The sequence below is a fragment of the Maribacter sp. 4U21 genome, assembly GCF_002742365.1.
Classification (GTDB): domain Bacteria; phylum Bacteroidota; class Bacteroidia; order Flavobacteriales; family Flavobacteriaceae; genus Maribacter.
In genome coordinates, this window is record NZ_MDGN01000034.1 from 95,432 (window position 1) to 114,721 (window position 19,290).

16 protein-coding genes are annotated in these 19,290 nt (G+C 39.7%); 6 read left to right on the forward strand and 10 right to left on the reverse strand.

Annotated features, from left to right (window positions below; genetic code table 11):
* Positions 1-26 precede the first annotated feature (26 nt).
* The 3 genes from BFP77_RS06380 to radC are packed head-to-tail and all read right to left on the reverse strand — an operon-like array spanning position 27 to position 2,703.
* The gene (locus BFP77_RS06380) at positions 27-716 is read right to left on the reverse strand and encodes a YjjG family noncanonical pyrimidine nucleotidase (protein WP_099573204.1); all 690 of its coding nucleotides are present in this window, start codon (positions 714-716) and stop codon (positions 27-29) included.
* The gene (locus BFP77_RS06385) at positions 709-2,004 is read right to left on the reverse strand and encodes a polysaccharide deacetylase family protein (RefSeq protein ID WP_099573205.1); all 1,296 of its coding nucleotides are present in this window, start codon (positions 2,002-2,004) and stop codon (positions 709-711) included. Before BFP77_RS06385 ends, BFP77_RS06380 begins: the two co-directional genes overlap by 8 nt.
* A complete protein-coding gene (radC, locus tag BFP77_RS06390) occupies positions 2,005-2,703 on the reverse strand; it encodes a RadC family protein (protein ID WP_099573206.1) in 699 nt (232 codons plus the stop codon).
* Positions 2,704-2,766: 63 nt separating this feature from the next.
* On the opposite strand from radC, the gene BFP77_RS06395 reads away from it, so the two are divergent.
* The gene (locus tag BFP77_RS06395; protein ID WP_099573207.1) at positions 2,767-3,210 is read left to right on the forward strand and encodes a DUF1569 domain-containing protein; all 444 of its coding nucleotides are present in this window, start codon (positions 2,767-2,769) and stop codon (positions 3,208-3,210) included.
* Between the two features lie 4 nt (positions 3,211-3,214).
* Here BFP77_RS06395 and BFP77_RS06400 read toward each other — a convergent pair whose 3' ends face one another.
* Positions 3,215-4,570, reverse strand: a complete 1,356-nt coding sequence (locus tag BFP77_RS06400; protein ID WP_099573208.1) for a UDP-N-acetylmuramate--L-alanine ligase — start codon at positions 4,568-4,570, stop codon at positions 3,215-3,217.
* Positions 4,571-4,670: 100 nt separating this feature from the next.
* Here BFP77_RS06400 and BFP77_RS06405 point away from each other — a divergent pair, with 100 nt between their 5' ends.
* The 5 genes from BFP77_RS06405 (at position 4,671) to BFP77_RS06425 (ending at position 14,228) form a co-directional block, all read left to right on the forward strand.
* On the forward strand, positions 4,671-4,988 hold the full coding sequence (locus BFP77_RS06405) for a cupin domain-containing protein (protein ID WP_099573209.1): 318 nt from the start codon (positions 4,671-4,673) through the stop codon (positions 4,986-4,988).
* A gap of 21 nt (positions 4,989-5,009) precedes the next feature.
* On the forward strand, positions 5,010-5,795 hold the full coding sequence (locus tag BFP77_RS06410; protein ID WP_099573210.1) for an SDR family oxidoreductase: 786 nt from the start codon (positions 5,010-5,012) through the stop codon (positions 5,793-5,795).
* 129 nt (positions 5,796-5,924) lie between these two features.
* A complete protein-coding gene (locus tag BFP77_RS06415; RefSeq protein ID WP_180272319.1) occupies positions 5,925-12,302 on the forward strand; it encodes a carboxypeptidase-like regulatory domain-containing protein in 6,378 nt (2,125 codons plus the stop codon).
* A gap of 178 nt (positions 12,303-12,480) precedes the next feature.
* A complete protein-coding gene (locus tag BFP77_RS06420; protein ID WP_099573211.1) occupies positions 12,481-13,215 on the forward strand; it encodes a carboxypeptidase-like regulatory domain-containing protein in 735 nt (244 codons plus the stop codon).
* Positions 13,215-14,228 carry a transglutaminase domain-containing protein gene (locus tag BFP77_RS06425; RefSeq protein WP_099573212.1) on the forward strand — a complete coding sequence of 338 codons (1,014 nt, stop codon included), beginning with the start codon at positions 13,215-13,217 and terminating at the stop codon, positions 14,226-14,228. The genes BFP77_RS06420 and BFP77_RS06425 overlap by 1 nt, the downstream gene beginning before the upstream one ends.
* 11 nt (positions 14,229-14,239) lie before the next feature.
* On the opposite strand, the gene BFP77_RS06430 is transcribed toward BFP77_RS06425, so the two are convergent.
* The 6 genes from BFP77_RS06430 to obgE form a co-directional block, all read right to left on the reverse strand.
* The gene (locus tag BFP77_RS06430; RefSeq protein WP_099573213.1) at positions 14,240-14,974 is read right to left on the reverse strand and encodes a LytR/AlgR family response regulator transcription factor; all 735 of its coding nucleotides are present in this window, start codon (positions 14,972-14,974) and stop codon (positions 14,240-14,242) included.
* Positions 14,971-16,041, reverse strand: a complete 1,071-nt coding sequence (locus BFP77_RS06435; protein ID WP_257212892.1) for a sensor histidine kinase — start codon at positions 16,039-16,041, stop codon at positions 14,971-14,973. The genes BFP77_RS06430 and BFP77_RS06435 overlap by 4 nt, the downstream gene beginning before the upstream one ends.
* A 201-nt stretch (positions 16,042-16,242) precedes the next feature.
* Positions 16,243-16,446, reverse strand: a complete 204-nt coding sequence (locus BFP77_RS06440) for a hypothetical protein (RefSeq protein WP_099573214.1) — start codon at positions 16,444-16,446, stop codon at positions 16,243-16,245.
* 310 nt (positions 16,447-16,756) lie between these two features.
* On the reverse strand, positions 16,757-17,284 hold the full coding sequence (locus tag BFP77_RS06445) for a DUF4136 domain-containing protein (RefSeq protein ID WP_099573215.1): 528 nt from the start codon (positions 17,282-17,284) through the stop codon (positions 16,757-16,759).
* A gap of 31 nt (positions 17,285-17,315) precedes the next feature.
* A complete protein-coding gene (locus BFP77_RS06450; protein WP_099573216.1) occupies positions 17,316-18,026 on the reverse strand; it encodes an ion transporter in 711 nt (236 codons plus the stop codon).
* A gap of 20 nt (positions 18,027-18,046) precedes the next feature.
* Positions 18,047-19,048, reverse strand: coding sequence for a GTPase ObgE (gene obgE, locus BFP77_RS06455; protein WP_099573217.1), 1,002 nt, complete (start codon positions 19,046-19,048; stop codon positions 18,047-18,049).
* Between the last annotated feature and the right edge of the window lie 242 nt (positions 19,049-19,290).

Here is a 19,290-nt window from a genome sequence, read left to right on the forward strand (position 1 = left end):
TGAACCTTGTTCTAGTACTAATAACTCTATAAATAGTTTTTTATTTCCCGTAAGTCGGTAATGATGGGACAATGCTCGTGCGAATCTTCACCGAGCGTACAAAAATGTAAAGCACCTAAACCACTGGCCTGTGCTCCAAGTATATCGGCCTCAAGACTATCCCCAATCATTAAAGAGTTCGTAGCCTTTGTTTTAGCCTTATCTAAAGCCATTTCAAAAATTATCGGATTTGGCTTTTTAACGCCTGCCATTTCCGAATCGATAACTTGATCAAAATAACCATGAATACCCGATTTCCTTAGCTTCTTTTCTTGTATTTCCTGAAAACCGTTGGTGATGATGTGCAATTTATAATTAGGTCTTAGATAGTCCAAGATGTTGGTCGCATGAGGAAAGAGATGGTTAAAAGATGATAGGTGATTGATATATTCTTCAGAAAGACTGTCTATAGTAGCATCTGAAATACCATACTCCAAAGTATCAAAGACCGTTTTAAGACGTTGGTATCGTAATTCCGTTTTTGTTATTTTTTCTTCACGATATAATTTCCAAAAGGCAAAATTTGCAGGTACGTAGACTTCCAGAAAACGCTCTAAGGGAATATCAATCTCATGTTCAACAAGAATCTTCTTAAAGGTGAGTGCAGAATTTTTCTCAAAATCCCAAAGCGTGTGGTCCAGATCAAAAAAAACATCGGTAACGGTATCTTTATACATTGTATTTCTCAAGGATTTCTTTATAAATGGATTTCCACTGGTATTTCCCTGTACTTCCCAATAATTCGTTGGAGAAAACGGTCACCATTTTTCCATTGACTTGCCGCACCTCATCATGAACATCCTTTATTTTGCTCATCATCGCAGTTCTATTTTTAAGGCTTACAAGTGCATAATCGTGTATGGCGAATGGGTGAATTTTTATGGGTTGTTGTACTTCCAAGGGAATATCGTAAAATTGAAACGAAGTACAGGTTCCGGCCCTAAAACCAACTTCACGGCTATATCCCATGGTATAATCGTCCGTAAACTCTGCCTCAATAAGATTTCTGTACGTATAAGGGATATCAACTCTGTTATAGCGCATTCTGGACATGTATACGGGTCTATTGACCACATTCTCCAAATCCTGTTTTTCAAGTTTTAAAAGGGTAGTGTTCGCAAAGGAACTATAGGACGCTGCCAAGGCAACTTTGGAGTAGTCCCCAATGTATTTGATCAGTGATTTGAAGGTATTGCTATTGGTAGATACGTTCTTATCATACTTGGAATAATTGGCAAACTGAAAAAAGAAAATACTTTTAACCTTCAACTGTTTGTGCCATGCTATTAACTCCGAAAAATTGTCATAAGGGTCTTTTCTTATCTTGAGACCAACAACAATGCGCTCATAAACCCGCTTTAACCTGAATGTACCCAAATCTAGCAAGAAGCCAGCCGCACCTCTAATTACCCCTCTATTGGAGTAACAATGCGAAGTGGTCACATCAATAATGGATTCATAAACATAGCTTCGTTTACCGTGCTCTAAGTCCGGAAAACGCTCCAATAGTACATCCAACAACTTCAGTGCCCATAGATCTACCACAGGCCTGTCCAAAAAACCATGCTGATAACCTACACTATCCTTAGGAGAAAACCGCCCATGAATATCCTTTACATGGGGAAGGTACTCTTCATACCTGCTCAATAAATAAAAACTTGCGGCAAAAATATCATAGGGTATATTGCTTCTTTCTCCAGTAGGGAAGAAACATGGCGTATTGTCCCATTGCACAACATTAAGCTGTATATCGCTAATGCCCTGCTCAAAAAGCAGGTCATTACTTCTTACAAAAAACTCATTTTGAAGTGGCTGCTTCGTATAGGTGATTTTGGCTTCGTTATGTTTTATAAAATCCTCGACTTTGGTCGTAAAACCAATTTCTATACCCAAAATTTTAGTGAACACCTGCTTCATCGTGTAGCTGAAGCGCGGTGTAATTTTATGGGTATATATCAATAACATTTACAAAACTTGATTATCGGCAAAACTATAATAATTCTTCTGCGTAACGATGAGATGGTCCAATACTTTTATATCCAGAGATTCGGAAGCTTTTTTTATCTTTTGCGTGATCTCCTTATCTGCAGCACTAGGTTTTAAGGTACCACTAGGGTGATTGTGTGCTAATATAATACCTACCGCACCTAATTCCAGGCTTTGTTTCATTATTAAACGCACATCTACCAATGTTCCGGTAATACCGCCCTTACTTAGTTGTGCTTTAAGTAGTACTTTGTTAGAATTATTCAAGTATAAAATCCAAAATTCTTCATGTTCCAATTCACCCATAATGGGCTGTAAGATTTCAAAAGCGTCCTTACTGCTATTGATCTTATCTATTTTTTGAGCTTCCTCTCCCCTTCTTCGTCGGCCTATTTCCAGTGCCGCAGCTATCGTTACGGCCTTAGCTTCACCAATACCCTTGAACTGCATGAGTTGTTTTATGGAAAGTCTTCCCAGTTCGTTGAGATTATTGTCCACGGACAAAAGAATACGTTTAGAAAGTTCAACGGCACTTTCGGACCTACTTCCGGAACCTATTAAAATTGCAATGAGCTCAGCATCCGAAAGGACAGACCGTCCTTTATTCACCAGTTTTTCCCGTGGCTTATCATCATCTGACCAATGTTTTATGGAAAAGGAAGTTGGCTTTTCTTGCATTGGCTAAAGATAACGAACAAATTATTTTATCGTAAATTTCACTATCATTTAAAAGTGTAAAAAATGAAATCCTTATTAACTGCTGATGGCCATAAAGAAATTGTTGCACGCATGTCTCAACTGTCGGAAGCATCGGAGCGGAAATGGGGCAAGATGACCGTTGGCCAGATGACGTGGCATTGCCAATATCCGTTGAAACTGGCCATAAAGAACAAAGAGAATACCGCTAAGGGAAACTGGTTCATTAAAACCTTTTTCAAAAAGTCTTTGTACAACGATAAACCTTGGCGTAAAAACCTCCCTACCGCTCCACAACTCAAGGCAAGAGAGCCCAAAGATTTTAAAAGTGAATCTGAACTTCTTAAAACGTTGGTAGATGATTTTTATGCCTTAAGGGATAGAGATCATTGGTATCCGCATCCAACCTTCGGAACCTTTACCAAAGAGCAATGGGGACAATTACAATACAAGCATTTAGACCATCATCTTAAACAGTTCGGAGTCTAGGTCACTATACCATTAGGTGCTGAACTTCATTTAAATCTAGACCTCCGTAATTCCCGGAACTCATTAGCAACAAGGTAGCATTTTTATAGTCCTGTCCTTTTACAAACTGATGAAAAGAATTAGCGTCAGTAAAAATTTTGAGGTCATCTCTTTGGAAAGCCTCGGCAATCTGCTGCGGAGTTACTTCTTTCAATTTTTTAATAGCAACGGATTCCGGGAGGAAAAAAATAACGGGTTCATCGGCGGCATCCAAAGCCCCTTTATATTTCTTTAAAAATTCAGGATTAAAACTACTATAGGTATGCAATTCCAAACAGGCCACTAATTTACGATTTGGATATTGCTCCTTCACAGCCTTGGTAGTTGCCCCCACCTTACTTGGAGAATGGGCAAAATCCTTGTAGGCTATGCTAGAACTACCCTCCGCAATCTTTTCCAATCGTTTGGAGGCACCTTTGAAAGTAGCAATGGCCTCATAGAAATCGTCCTCGTCCACACCCATGTTCTGGCAAATCCACTTTGCCCCTGCAAGATTGCTTAGGTTGTGCTCTCCGAACACTGCAATGGGCATTGGTCCTTCAGGCGTTTCTAAAAGTGTCTGACCTTCTTCAACGGTATATGCTGGTGTTTGATACGGAAACTTTCGTATGGCATTTTCGGAGGCTTCTACCACTTTTTTGACTTCAGCATCTTCGGTATTGTAAGTGATGCTCCCACCATTGACAATACTATCCACAAATATCCGGAACTGCTCTACATAATTATCGAACGTTGGGAACACGTTGATATGGTCCCAAGCGATACCACTTAATAAAGCGATATTAGGTTTGTACAAATGAAATTTTGGTCTGCGGTCTATGGGAGAGGACAAATACTCATCTCCCTCAAGAACAATGAAGTCGTTCTCTTCCGTCAAATGCACCATACGGTCAAAACCATCCAATTGAGCGCCTACCATGTAATCTACTTCTCGTCCATGAAAATCCAATACATGTAAAATCATTGAGGCAATGGTAGTCTTACCATGACTACCACCAATGACCACCCTGGTTTTATCCTTGGACTGCTCGTAAAGAAATTCGGGATAAGAATAGATCGTCAAACCAAGTTCTTGTGCCTTTATCAATTCAGGATTATCGCTCTTTGCATGCATTCCAAGAACGATTGCATCAAGGTCCGCATGTATTTTCTCCGGAAACCATCCGAACTCGGAAGGCAGTAGACCCTTTGCATCTAGTCTAGATTTAGAAGGCTCAAAAATCACATCATCACTCCCAGTTATCTGATAACCCTTATGGTCAAGAGCCAAGGCCAAATTATGCATGGCACTGCCACCGATTGCTATAAAATGTATCTTCATCGAACAAAATTAGACCGTAAAGATAGCGATAGCCAAGAGCATCACAAACTGCTTCTTACTTCTACAGTTTATTTTTACCTTGTCAAGAAAAAATCATATTATGGATTTAAGTCTAGCCGAAATACCCTCTAAGGAGATTATGCCAGGTTACCACGGCAAACTTGTACACAGCGAAACCATGAGCATGGCCTTTTGGACGGTTGAAAAAAATGCTGAAGTACCGGAGCACTCTCATATGAACGAACAGATCATGCATGTGATGGAGGGCGAGTTTGAATTTACCTTAGAAGGAAAGACAAGAACCTACTATCCAGGAGATATCGTAGTCATTGCAGCACATAAAAAACACAGCGGAAGAGCCTTAACGCGTTGTAAACTATTAGACGTTTTCAGTCCAGCAAGAGAGGAATATAAATAAGACCATTGAAGATAAACTACTATGGAAGTATCCTTAAAAAATAAAAAAGCTCTGGTAGGTGGCAGTAGCGGTGGAATTGGCAAGGCAATTGCCCTGCAATTGGCAGAAAGCGGTGCAAGTGTAACGATAATGTCCCGTAGCGTGGAAAAGTTAAAACATATCGTAGCGAATCTTCCCACGGATTTGGGTCAGGAACATCAATATCTCGTAGTGGATTTCAATGATTTTGATGCCTATAAAACAATTATCACCAACTATTTTGAGAAGAATAATGTTGACATTTTGGTGAACAACACCCAAGGACCGCCTGCAGGAGATCCCTTGGAAAAAAATGTTGCAGATTATCAGCAAGCTTTTGATTTACTGTTCAAGACAACGGTATATACTACCGAACTTGCATTAAAACACATGAGAGCCAATTCATGGGGACGCATCATCAACGTGGCTTCGGTTTCCGTAAAAGAACCGCTATCGTATTTGGCGCTATCCAATACCATAAGGGCGGCGGTGACTACTTGGGCAAAGTCACTGGCAACGGCGATTGGGCCGGACAAAATAACGGTCAACAATATTCTCACAGGCTATTTTGATACGGACCGTATAGCGCAGCTCAATGCAAAGAAAGCGGAGCAAATGGGCATTACGGAAGCAGAGGTCCTCCAAGAGATGCAATCCCGTGTTCCTTTAAAAAGGATTGGCGACCCAAGGGAATATGGGTTTTTAGCAGCTTTTTTAGCATCGGACAAGGCTGCCTACATTACGGGAACCAATATCCCTATCGATGGCGGTCTATTAAAATCCATGTGATATTTCATTATATAAAAGAGCATTACCTAACCCAAAACGGCCCTTTCCGTAAACGAAAGCCCTACTTGGCTCAACGCTATTTTGCTGCGGCATAGGTTTTGCAAAGATTTGTTATGTAAATTTAGAATAATGAAAACATTGATAGCTACTTTGTCCGTAATACTCTTTTCACAGGTACTACCCGCACAAGAACCGAATTTGTCTTATGAGCAATTGTGGGCCAAGGTTCATAAATTAGAACGGGAAGTATTAACAAAATCCGCTCTAGAGATTGTTGAAACGATTAACGCTAAGGCAAAGAAAGAAGAGCAGCATAGTCAAGTAATTAAATCCCTTCTTTTTAAAGCGAAGTATGGATTGATTCTAGAAGAGGATGCCAAGCTTAAGACCATTACCAATCTCAAGGTTGAAATTTCTAAGGCCAATTTCCCTGTTAAGAACGTGCTGGAAAGCTATTTGGCCAATTTATACTGGCAGTACTACCAACAAAATCGCTATCAATTTTATAACAGAACCGCTACCGATACCAAAATAGATAGTGTTGACTTCAGAACTTGGGATTTGACCACACTATTTAATGAAATCAGCTTCCGTTTTGAACAATCACTCGCGAATCCTAAAAAGCTTCAAAAGGAAACTCTAAAAGATTTTAAAGAAATACTATATGAACAGGAGGGCTCTAAAACCTTTAGACCAAGTCTTTTTAATGTATTGGCACATACGGCCCTTGATTTTTATAAGACCAACGAAAATAGCATCACCAGGCCAGCGGATAAATTTGAAATAAGCGACCCGGAATTACTTTGCGAAGCTTACGGGTTTACACAGTTGAATATTCCCATGGATGATAAAACATCCTTACAACAAAGAGCTTTGGGAATATATCAACAATTGCTGACTTTCCATTTTCCCAATCCAAGACTAGATGCTCTGGTCACGGTCGATATAGAACGTTTAAGGTTTATCCACACCAATGCCGTTTTTGAGGACAAGGACCAAGTGTATCTATCGGTATTGCAACAATCCGCAGAACGTTTGGTACAGCATGAGGTTTCTGCCTTGTACAACCATGAAATTGCTCAATTACTGCAACATCAAGGAAACACCTATAATGCCACTAACGAAGCAACACAATGGAAACTTAAAGAAGCCATAGCCATCTACGACGCAACTATAGCACAATTTCCCGATAGCCGAGGCGGACAAAAATGTGCTGCGCTTAAATCTAGAATACTGGCTTCAGAGCTACAATTAACTTCCGAAAAGCAGTTAGCTGTCAGTAAACCATCAAGGTTATTGGTAAACTATAAAAATCACAAGTCTTTAAACCTAAAAGCGTATGCAATCTCTCAAATCCAGCGAAAAAAATTGGAGGAACTATACCCTATAAAAAAGCAGTTGGCGTATATCCAAGACCTGAAAACACGTGCTTCGTGGACCGTTCAACTAAAAGATGAAGGGGACTACCAAAGGCACAGTATAGAAATACCGCTTCCTGCACTAGAAGCCGGACAATATGTTATTGTGGCCACAGGAGCCGATACCAATGAGAAATCGAACACAGAAAAAAGTTTTGCCTTTAGTACACTACAGGTTACAGATTTGGCATTCACCGAAACCAAAATGCCAAACCAACATATCTTTCAGGTAGTGGACCGCAATACCGGCAAACCTAAGGCTGGGGCGGAAATTACCTTGTATTATCGAAAAAATTACCGTGGCTCCATTCTCAGAAAGAGTTTAGTGACAGACAAAAATGGCTTTAGTGCAATGGATTTGAACAGGTCTAGCATTTCTATTGAAACAACAAAGATCGAACATGGTAAAGAGACCGCTTTTTTTGAAGGCACCTACATTAATCAAAAGAGAAGGGATACCAAAAAGCCCCAGATAACATATAAAGCATTCGTATTCAAAGACCGGAGCATCTATCGCCCTGGACAAGCCTTATATTTTAAGGGAATTCTTATAGAGAATGATGATACCGTATCTCAGGTTGCCAGCGAGGAAACCGTTACCGTTGGCCTATATGATGTTAATGGTCAAAAAGTATCGGAAATGGATTTGCAAACCAACGATTTCGGTTCCTTTACAGGTGAATTTATACTTCCAAATACAGGTTTAACGGGCATGTTCTATTTAGAGGTTTATGGTGTCTCCGGATTGGTGGACCAAGATTTTTACTTTTTTGTTGAAGAGTATAAGCGCCCAAAATTTGAAACATCTTTTAAACCCGTAACAGAGACCTATCGCGTTAACGATAGCATTACCGTGAAGGGTACGGCGAATGCTTTTGCGGGAAGCACCATTTCAGGAGCTAAGGTAAGCTACCGTGTTCAGCGCAATGTAAACTATCCTCAATGGTACTATTGGAGCAGGCCATATAACTATGGAGAACCGCAAGAAATAGGACTGGGCGAGACCACCACGGATAGCAATGGCAGTTATGAGATTACTTTTAAAGCACTGCCTGATCTGTCAGCGGATAAAGCCAATCTACCCACATTTTCCTATTATGTTACCGCCGATGTTACTGATATCAACGGAGAAACTAGGAGTACGGCAACTACCGTACAAGTTGGGTATCATGCCATGACCGCTTCCATTATGGTAGATGAACCGTTGAACACCACTGCTAAAAACCAAAAAATAAATATCAGTACGCAGAACCTTAACGGCCAAAACGTATTTGCAAAAGGTGTTCTAAAAATGTACAAATTAAAGGCACCGGAGTACGTTTTACGGGATAGGCCATGGCCCGCACCCGATTACAACTACTGGGGCAAAAAGGATTTTAAAACACTTTATCCCCATGATTCCTATTCAAACGAACATGACCCTAAGACTTGGGAAAAAGGAAAATTGGTACTAGAGACTGATTTTGACACGGAAAAAAGTACACATATAACACTGAAAAACCTAAAAAAATGGAACTCTGGTCTGTACATTATAGAACTAGAAACAAAGGACATCTTTGGACAAAAGGTTACTGCAAAAACAAAGACCAGTGTCCATAACGGAAAAGAAAAAATACGCGCCGATAATCAGTTATTTCATGTCAAGACCGACAAGCCTTTTTATACTGTTAGGGACATGGCAGAAATCACCTTTTATAGCAATGCGAAAGATTCGTATGTAACGGTATTGGTTGAAAAAGACAAAAAATTAATACGGAAGGAAATTCTTAGGTTTGAACAAGGCTGCGAAACAATCACCGTTCCTGTAACTGCAAAAGATTTGGGCGGTTTTACCGTAAAATACCATTTTACGGTATTTAATTCGTTCCGAGCAGGTAGTGCACCTATCAGCGTTCCCTATCCCAATACGGACCTAGAGATTGAGACACTGAACTTTAGGGACAAACTACAACCGGGAACCGATGAAACATGGAGTTTCAAGATAAAAGGACCAGAAGGAGAAAAAGTTACCGCGGAACTACTCACGAGTATGTACGACGCCTCTCTAGATCAATTCAGGGGACATAGTTGGAACTTTAACCCCATTGCCAGACCTTATTACTATTCTGACTCCTATACGAACGCTAGCCAAAGTTTTGGAACGAAATCGTTCAGGAAGTACGATGCTAATTTTCTGATAGATGCCGTACCTGCCCTAAGCTTTGATAGTTTTGAGTGGTTTGGTCTAGATTTTAGAAACCCTCGTTATGCCCAACGCAACTATTTAAAAAGAAGACAAGCAAGCTTACGGAACGCTTCCTACGTTGATGCAACGATTAAAAAAGGATATATAAGCGGTACCGTATACGATCAGGATGGTCAACCGTTACCTGGTGTAAATGTAGTTATCTCGGGAACTACCGAGGGAACGCAAACCGATTTCGATGGTAACTTTTCCATCAAGGCCGCCGTGGGTCAAGAACTGATACTTACGTTCATAGGACAGGTAACGCTACGGCAGAAGGTTAGCACGGATAATTTTTACGCGTTCTACATGCAAGAGGATTCCGCAGCCCTTGAGGAGGTGGTTGTTATGGGGTATGGGACACAAAAAAGAAAATCCGTTACGGGAGCCGTTGCTATAGAAATGGCAGAAGATAATATGGAAATGAAGGCCGCAGATGCTCTTCAAGGAAGAGCGGCAGGATTATCCATAAGTGCTGCTCCTTTACCTGAAGAAACGAGTGAAACCCAAAAACCTGTTGACTTTACTGATATAAAAATCCGCAAGAACCTTCAAGAAACCGCTTTCTTTTTTCCGCAGCTACGCACGGATAAAGACGGCACGGTAAGCTTCAGTTTTACGACTCCGGAGGCCTTAACGCGGTGGAACGTACAATTACTAGGGTATACCAAAGACTTGAAGACGGCAAGCATCAGACTTTCCGCAGTAACGCAAAAAGAATTGATGGTTTTACCCAACCCGCCACGCTTTTTACGTGAGGGAGATGAAATTACCATTAGTAGTAAAATTTCGAATCTATCGAATAAATACTTAAGTGGTTCCGGTCAGTTGGAATTAACGGACGTCATTACCGGAAAATCCATAGACTCACTTCTAAAAAATAACCTCAAAACACAGGACTTTCAGGTTGATGCCAAGGGAAATACACAACTTTCATGGACCATCAGCATTCCTAAAGGACTGCAAGGAGTTCAATATAAAATCGTTGCCAAGGCCGGGGATTTTAGCGATGGTGAACAGAATATATTACCCGTACTAACAAACCGTATGTTAGTGACGGAAACACTTCCCATGTGGGTGCGGAGCAATCAGACAAAAACCTTTACGTTGGGCAAGCTGAAGGATAATACCTCAACTACGTTGAGCAACCATAAGTTAACTTTAGAAATGACCTCTAATCCGGCATGGTACGCCGTGCAGGCACTCCCCTACTTAATGGAATATCCTTATGAGTGTAATGAGCAGACCTTTTCTAGGTACTATGCCAATACGTTGGCAACTCATATTGCCAATTCCAATCCAAGAATTGAAGAAGTATTTCAACAATGGGCAAATACTGATGCTTTGCTAAGTAATCTAGAGAAGAATCAAGAACTGAAATCATTGCTCATTCAAGAAACCCCATGGTTGCGGGACGCCCAGTCCGAAAGTCAACAGAAAAAACGTATTGGGTTACTTTTAAATTTAAATAAAATGAAGAGCGAGCAAGAGATCGCTTTAAGAAAACTAGAAAACAATCAAATGTACTCTGGTGCGTGGCCTTGGTTTAACGGTGGCCGTGAAAACAGATACATTACCCAACATATTATTACCGGATTAGGTCATCTAAGACACCTGTCCGTTGCTGCAGATGACAAGGAACTGAGAATGATCAAGAAAGCGGTCCGTTACTTGGACAATGCCTTTGTAGAGGAATATAGGCAAATGAAAAAATATGCCACTGATCTGTCAAAAGACCATTTGAGCAATACACAAATTCAGTACCTGTACATGAGAAGTTTTTTCGAGGATATTAAGACTTCAAAGCAGGTAGATGAAATCAGCACCTATTATTTAGGACAATCACGCAAGTATTGGACAAAAAGAAACCTTTACACCAAGGGAATGTTGGCCCTTGTTATGCAACGAAACGGAGATGAAAAAACAGCTACCAAAATACTACGTTCCCTAAAAGAGAATAGCATCGTATCCGATGAATTGGGCATGTACTGGAAAGAAAACACCAGTTCCTGGTATTGGTACCAAGCACCAATTGAAACGCAGGCATTACTTATCGAAGCTTTTTCTGAGATTGATGGTGACCTTACCACTATTGATAATTTAAAAATTTGGTTGTTAAAAAACAAGCAGACCAATCAATGGAAAACTACCAAAGCAACCACAGAAGCGGTTTATGCGTTACTCCTAAAGGGTAGCGACTGGCTATCAGTTACAGAAGCGGTCAGTGTTTTGGTCGGCGGGGAAAAACTAGCTCCTTCCAAATTAGAAAATGTAAAAATTGAAGCGGGTACCGGTTACTACAAAACGTCTTGGGCTGGCTCAGAAGTGGAGTCCAAAATGGCCGAGGTACAGATTGCAAAAAAAGGCGAAGGTATTGCATGGGGTGCATTATACTGGCAATATTTTGAAGATTTGGACAAGATAACTTCTGCTGAAACCCCGTTGCAGCTCAAAAAGAAACTATTCCTAAAAAAGAACACTGGCACAGGAGAAACAATTTCTGAAATCACCAAGTCAACTGAGTTGAAGGTGGGTGATCTGGTCCGTGTACGTATTGAATTGAAATCGGACAGAAATATGGAATTTCTGCATATGAAAGATATGCGCGCCGCAGGTTTTGAACCCATAAATGTACTATCGCAATACAAATGGCAAGACGGACTAGGCTATTACGAAAGCACCAAGGATGCGAGCACCAATTTCTTTTTTGACTACCTGCCCAAAGGCGTTTATGTTTTTGAATATGATGTGCGCGTGAACAACTCTGGAGATTTCAGCAACGGCATTACCTCAATACAAAGTATGTACGCGCCAGAGTTCAGCAGCCATAGCGAGGGTGTTCGTGTAAAAGTGACAAATGAATAACCGGAGTCAAAACTTGGTCTTAAAATCAACTATTAATACTTGAATTTGAACTTGAACTTGAACTTGAATTTAGCCCAAGAAGCCCAGTCACTCATTAAAAGGACCCTTTCACGAATTACCGGTTTTTATCACCCCTAGTATACCATAGCTTAGAGGTATAATACTAAAACCACATGTGATGAAAAACACAATTTGTATCTCAGTAAAAAAACCATGTTCAGAAAATTTCGAAAACTTCGACAAAACCAAAAAAGGAGGATTTTGCCTATCTTGTAAACTAGAAGTTATAGATTTTAGTCTAATGTCAGAAACAGCACTTATGAATCATTTTAGCAGTGGCGAGCAAAAGACTTGCGAACGTTTTAAGACCTCCCAACTCAAATCCTACAAAACCAACACGACCCATCATTTACCTACAAATCTACTCGCAAAAAAGCTGGGGATGCTCAGCTTTTCATTACTCTCTTTATGCGCGTTGAATACTGTTAACGCGCAAGATAGCAAACCGCAACTGTCGAAAAATATATCACAAACCAGTTTCAATATTGATCAAAGTATTGTCAACCCTAAATTGGTTCAAGAACTGACCGTAAGGGGAACCGTTCTAGATGAAGAAAACCTTCCTCTTCCCGGAGCTAATGTATTCTTAAAAGGAACCAAAGTGGGCGTATCTACCGATTTTGATGGGAAATTTGAATTTCCACAAGCATTAGAAGTCGGTGATATTTTGCTTTTTAGTTATTTGGGTTACGAAACCAAAGCATATATAGTTCCGGAAAGTACCGCAGGAGTATTGGATATTACGATTAATTTTGATTTCGCAGATGTAGAACTAATGGGTGAAGTAGACGTAGAAGGTGTTTTTTCCTCTAAGAGAACCTTCTTCCAAAAAGTGGCAGATTTATTCCGATAATGAAATTAGTCTACCTTTTTATTTTAACGGGACTGTATAATTCTTATGGGCAACGATCGGATTTTTTAGAAATAGACTTTAAAAAAGCCGATAGTGTGGCTCTATCCCATAAAGGTGCATCACTTAAAAATTTACCGCTGCTTACCTATAACCTTACAGGTAATTTTACTACGGATGTGGAGAAATTTAGGGCTATTTATACTTGGATCTGCACCAATATTGAAAATGACTACACTGCTTATTTAAGAACAAGCAACAAACGTAAAAAACTATCCGATGACAGGGAGGAGTTTTTAAAATGGAATCATTCTTTTACACCAAAAGTGTTTGAAAAATTATTGACAACCAAAAAGACCGCCTGCACGGGGTATGCCTATCTTATTAAGGAAATGGCCAACTTGGCGGGGCTTAAAAGTGAAATCGTAGATGGCCACGGACGTACGGCCACCTTAAGACTGCAGGAAGAAAGTAGTGCCAACCATTCTTGGAACACCATTTTATTACAGAATAAATGGTATGTGTGCGATGCTACATGGTCCGCAGGTCTTATCGTCGTAGAGGAAGATGGCCCTAGATTCAAAAGTCAATATACGGATGGATACTTCTTGGCCGATCCACAATTATTCATAAAAAATCATTATCCCTTAGAAGCCAAATGGTCCTTACTTGAGAAGGTTCCCAGTTATACTGAATTCATAACAGGACCTGTGGTCTATAAACCGGCCTTTTCTAACAATATCATCCCGATAGCGCCGCAACAAATGTATTTAGAAACGGTTAAAAACAAGAGTGTTTCATTTGAACTGACCACTCCTGAGTTGGTCAACGAGAAGGAGCTAAACCTGCTACTGGTCCATAATGAGACAACGACAAAAATAGAACCAGAAATAACAAATAATGATACAGGGCACACTTTAAAACACCGCTTTGAAAGAGCAGGAAGCTTTGATGTTCACGTGCAATATAAAGATGCTATAGTAGCCACCTATGTAGTTAAAGTAAGGCGGAAATGATTTTTCCAGCATTAAAGACTCATTTTGTCCTTGAACAAATACGATTGTCTTCTAGATACTTCTATCTCGTCAGAATTGGCCATGGTCAATTTTAGTTTACCATTGAACCAGGGAACTACATCCGTTATAAAGTTGGTATTTATTATTTGTTGGCGGTTGGCTCTAAAAAAATACTTTTCCGGTAGTTTCTCCTCCACCTGATTTAAAGATTTGTAAAGCATTGGACTCTCCTCTTGAAAAAATACCCTGGTATAATTTCCCACGATTTCAAAATGAGAAATATCCCCTACTTTTACCAACCAGCACTTTTCACCATCCTTAATGAATATTTGACTGTTTCCCGTAAGGCGTTCGCTAGGGACTAGAGCTTCTTCCTTTTCGGCATCAAGCTTGTCCTCTACTTTGGCTATCGCCTGAGCAAAACGTTTTTCGTTGATTGGCTTCAGCAAATAGTCCAGTGCATTATACTCAAAAGATTTTATGGCGTATTCGTCAAAAGCAGTGGTAAAAATGGTTATTGGCACTTCATCTAGCATTTCCAGTAATTCAAATCCGTCTTTCTCTGGCATATTAATATCCAAAAAAAGTAAATCTGGACGGCTCTCCTGAATTAATTTGTAACCATCGTCTACATTTTCCGCCTCACCTATAATCGTTATCTGTTCATGCTTTTTAATGAGTTCCTTGAGCTCATTGCGTGCCAAGCGAGAGTCTTCTACTAGTACCGCTTTAATGGTATTACTCATGACAAGGGTATTTTAATAGTTGCCACTACTTCCCCGTTAACCTCTTTAAGCATAAAAGAAGCCTTTGCGCCATAAAGTAAACGCAAACGTTGCTTAATATTCTTTAGTCCTAACTGGGTAGAATTATGAGCTATCATGAGTTTACCCGTATTACTTACCTCTATAGAGAGTAGGTTTTCTGTTTTTTCCGCTATCAGCTTTATCGTGCCACCAGATTTAAGGTTAGAAATTCCGTGTTTTGTAGCATTCTCAATGAGCAGCTGAATGATCATTGGAGGTATCTGAAAACCTAAGGTGTTCTCATCGATTTCCTTTATAAAATCCAAACGGTCCTCAAACTGAATTTTAGAAAGAGCTATGTAATTATCTACCATCTCTAGCTCTTCCTCTAGTGAGATGGCATTCATATTATTTTTTGTCAATGAATAGCGAAGCATTTCTGATAGCTTGGTTAGCATATCCCTAGATTTTTCTACGTCCTCTAGCATAAGACCCCTTATATTGTTGAGACTATTGAACATAAAATGGGGGTTTATCTGTCCCTTTAACGTATTTAACTGTGCTTGTTTTAGGGTACTGTTAAGTTCAGCACGTTCCAAGCGATTTGCATTGAGTTTTGCCGCAATTTTAACGGACATGTAAAAAATAGTCCACCCCATTATGGTGATTAGGGAATTGATCAACAACAGCCCAATTCCAAAATCCTTATACATCTCCGGAACTTTTACGTGCTCCTCCGAAAACTTCCCTACAAAATGACCAAAACCGTAGGAAAGGCCAAAATATAACAATGCCGCCACACCAATACCAGCCAGGATTTTTAGAAGCTGTTTAGAATCAAAAGCATCGAAGTTTATGACTTTCTTTAGGAAAGAACGCAATAAACTAGTAGTGAGAACACCTATTAAAAACGTAGATGCTAGTCCATAGTAGAACAACTTACTCGCCTTATACCCGTCCATATCGGGAGTAAAGGCATAGGCAATAAAAACCAGTCCGCCCCAGCCTAAAAACTGTACGGCCCAGAAGTAGAAATGCCATCTGTGTCTCTTTATAAATGAACTCATTTAATCTAAATTTTCAACTTCAAATATAGTTTATATCCAAGGTACCTGTTGTTTCTTTCTTGGTCTAGAAAAAAATAGAAATGAGAAGGGATAAAAGTATTTTTACTATTGCGATCATGTTATTGTTTTAAAGCTATTATTAAGTGTGGCGAATAGAATACAAATACCGCTTAGACCTAGTTGGTTCCAAACGGTATTATACTATTTAAGCATGGAAGGTTCTCTAGAACACTCCTTATTACTTTCCTTGTTCAAGAGTGATACGCCTACCAAGGTTAAGCCTGCGTAAAGCGGAAAGAAATAATCCATCAAATTTAAACTACTTACTGCTCCGATTAAGGAAACTACAACGGTTAATACTCCGATACTTAATACTGTTAATTTTGTTTTGTCGATTGTTTTCATGATGATATGTTTTTATTGTTCAGTTGATTTTACTTTTCAAACTTGATACGTTTATTTTTTGAAGTATCTATTTTGTTTGATGGTGTAAATCTAAGTGAGAAATCTAGGGCGGCACACTAAATTATGACGAACGGTAGAAAGAAACGTCCGAACGGGTATTTTGCTTGACTAAAATTTAACTATTTGATTATAAGTTATTTATATTATATTTACTTCGTAAAAAGTAATCAATAATCCCCGTAAAATGGGTGTTTTCGGCGTTTTTAGGGTATTAAAAAGAAGTAGGGGTTTCAGCAGATAGTCTTAGATACTATTTACGAGATTTGGGAGGATATTTATCGAATATTTTAGCAACAAGTTCCTGCATTTTTTGTTCTTTTTCCATTGGAGTACTGCCTTCCTTAAAAGGACTCTCACTTATGGCCTGCCAAATCAGGATATCTTTCTTTGCATCTACAAAATCTATTTGTAGTTCACGATTAAGTTTTGGACCACCAACGGGTATGCCTATAGATACTCCACCGCCAACATTACCGCCACCACCACCTAGGCCAACACCTACGGAATTACCTGCCTGTGCTCTAAAAACAGTACTTTTTATATTAATAAAAATATCCGCCTCCTCCGAGAACATTAACCCTTTGGATTGTAAAGTAATATCCATGGCCCTCATTAAACGTTTTTCATCCAGTTGATTTAGTCCTGTTTGTAAATCGGAGAAATAGTTATATGTAGTGTACGAGGAAAAATCCGTATTACGGTCATAATCGTAATCCACTTGAATGGCACCACAAGAGGAGAAAAATAAAAGCAGTAGTAGGTAACTGAAATATTTCATTATCAATATTTTACTTCAATATACGTAAAAATCAATCTTCATCAGTTTTATCAACCGACTTTGTAAGCGCGGATGATATAATACCTGTAGGAATCGCCACGATTCCCAGGCCTATCATCAAGATAAAAAAGGTAAATACCCTACCGCCCACGGTTATAGGATATACATCTCCGTACCCTACTGTAGTCAAGGTAATGATCGCCCACCAAAGACTATCAAAAATGGAGGAAAAGTGTTCTGGTTGCGCGGCATTTTCAAAATAATAAATACCTACGGCTGAAAAATAAATCAATATCAATGTAACGAAAAGGAACAATAGGATTTCTTCCTTGGCCCTCATTATGGCGGCGGAGAAGTGCTTTATTGCCCTGTTATAACGCATTAACTTAAAAATTCTGAAAAGTCTCAAAAACCGTAGCGCCCTCAGCGACCTTAGGTCTATCCCAAGCGCAAGGTAGAAAGGAAGTATGGCCAAGAAATCAATTATGCCATAGAAGCTAAAAATGAACTTACTTTTTCTATCGGCTACATAGATACGCAGCGCGTATTCAACACTAAAGATAACCACGCAGAAAATTTCTATAAAGCGCAGTAGTTTTCTTGTCCGGGGTTCTAAATCCGGTACCGTTTCAAATGAAAAGGAAATAATGGAGACCAGTATTAAAACCTGAATAAAATAAGCAAAATACCTGCTTTTAGCGTTATCGTTCAATTCAACGATATTTTTAAGATACTGCCTCATTCCGCTCCCCTAAATATCCATTAAGCGTTTATCATTGTCCAAAGCCTATCCTTAAGTTCCGTTATGCCAGATTGTGCTACGGAAGAGATGAACATAAAGGGAACTCCATTTAAATCAGCTTCGAGTTCTGTCCGCATTTCATCCATCAACTCCTCGTCTAACATATCGCTTTTGGAAATAGCTATTAAGCGCTCCTTGTCCAATAATTCAGGGTTGTAGCGTCTTAGCTCATCCAATAGAACATCATATTCCTTACTAATATCCGGACTATCCGCAGGAATTAAGAAAAGTAAGGTGGCATTGCGCTCTATATGACGTAAAAAGTAATGTCCGAGACCCTTACCCTCTGCAGCACCCTCAATAATACCAGGTATATCGGCCATTACGAAACTCTTGAAATCCCTATACTCTACTATCCCTAAGTTTGGTTTCAACGTGGTAAATTCATAGTCCGCAATCTTGGGTTTGGCAGAGGTTATCACCGATAGCAGCGTGGATTTACCTGCATTGGGAAAACCTACAAGCCCAACATCAGCTAAAATCTTAAGCTCTAAAATAAAAGCGCCCTCGGTTCCTTCCTTTCCGGGTTGCGCATACCGCGGTGTTTGGTTCGTCGCCGTTCTAAAATGCCAATTTCCACGGCCTCCCATACCTCCTTCCACTACAATTTTTTCTTCGCCATGTTCCGTAATCTCCAATAGGACCTCGTTGGTTTCCGCATCGCGCAAAATAGTACCCAAGGGTACGTCTAAATACACATCCTCCCCATCTGCCCCGGTACTTCTGCTCTTTGCTCCGTGAGCACCGTGACCGGCCTTAAAATGCTTCTTGAACTTAAATGTAACGAGGGTCCATAAATTCTGATTACCTCGTAGAATCACATGACCTCCACGACCCCCATCACCCCCATCAGGACCTCCTTTAGTAATGAACTTTTCTCGATGTAGGTGCACCGAGCCTTTACCTCCGTTACCGGAAGTTAAAAACACTTTTACATAGTCTACAAAATTACCTTCGGTCATTTTAAATGATTAGGTTTAAGCAAGAACGCTTCTATGCCAGCGCAAAAATACATAATATAGATGAAGGGACTTTAAGAATAACCAGTATGCATATAGGTTACGTTCGAAGCGATAAAGTTGTTATATTTTTCCTAGGAAAATAGTTAATCGAAATCTAGGGAATCATCAAAATAAAATAGATAAATCAGGTAGCAAGCAGCTATTAAGAAAAAAATAAACACTGAAGAACAGCCGGTAACAAA

Coding starts and splice junctions, on each gene's coding strand:
- BFP77_RS06445 (WP_099573215.1), bottom strand. CDS start 17,284: ATGAAATATTTCAGTTACCTACTACTGCTTTTATTTTTCTCCTCTTGT.
- BFP77_RS06380 (WP_099573204.1), bottom strand. CDS start 716: ATGTATAAAGATACCGTTACCGATGTTTTTTTTGATCTGGACCACACG.
- BFP77_RS06385 (WP_099573205.1), bottom strand. CDS start 2,004: ATGTTATTGATATATACCCATAAAATTACACCGCGCTTCAGCTACACG.
- BFP77_RS06430 (WP_099573213.1), bottom strand. CDS start 14,974: ATGAGTAATACCATTAAAGCGGTACTAGTAGAAGACTCTCGCTTGGCA.
- BFP77_RS06415 (WP_180272319.1), top strand. CDS start 5,925: ATGAAAACATTGATAGCTACTTTGTCCGTAATACTCTTTTCACAGGTA.
- radC (WP_099573206.1), bottom strand. CDS start 2,703: ATGCAAGAAAAGCCAACTTCCTTTTCCATAAAACATTGGTCAGATGAT.
- BFP77_RS06450 (WP_099573216.1), bottom strand. CDS start 18,026: ATGAGGCAGTATCTTAAAAATATCGTTGAATTGAACGATAACGCTAAA.
- BFP77_RS06440 (WP_099573214.1), bottom strand. CDS start 16,446: ATGAAAACAATCGACAAAACAAAATTAACAGTATTAAGTATCGGAGTA.
- BFP77_RS06435 (WP_257212892.1), bottom strand. CDS start 16,041: ATGAGTTCATTTATAAAGAGACACAGATGGCATTTCTACTTCTGGGCC.
- BFP77_RS06405 (WP_099573209.1), top strand. CDS start 4,671: ATGGATTTAAGTCTAGCCGAAATACCCTCTAAGGAGATTATGCCAGGT.
- BFP77_RS06400 (WP_099573208.1), bottom strand. CDS start 4,570: ATGAAGATACATTTTATAGCAATCGGTGGCAGTGCCATGCATAATTTG.
- BFP77_RS06425 (WP_099573212.1), top strand. CDS start 13,215: ATGAAATTAGTCTACCTTTTTATTTTAACGGGACTGTATAATTCTTAT.
- BFP77_RS06420 (WP_099573211.1), top strand. CDS start 12,481: ATGAAAAACACAATTTGTATCTCAGTAAAAAAACCATGTTCAGAAAAT.
- obgE (WP_099573217.1), bottom strand. CDS start 19,048: ATGACCGAAGGTAATTTTGTAGACTATGTAAAAGTGTTTTTAACTTCC.
- BFP77_RS06395 (WP_099573207.1), top strand. CDS start 2,767: ATGAAATCCTTATTAACTGCTGATGGCCATAAAGAAATTGTTGCACGC.
- BFP77_RS06410 (WP_099573210.1), top strand. CDS start 5,010: ATGGAAGTATCCTTAAAAAATAAAAAAGCTCTGGTAGGTGGCAGTAGC.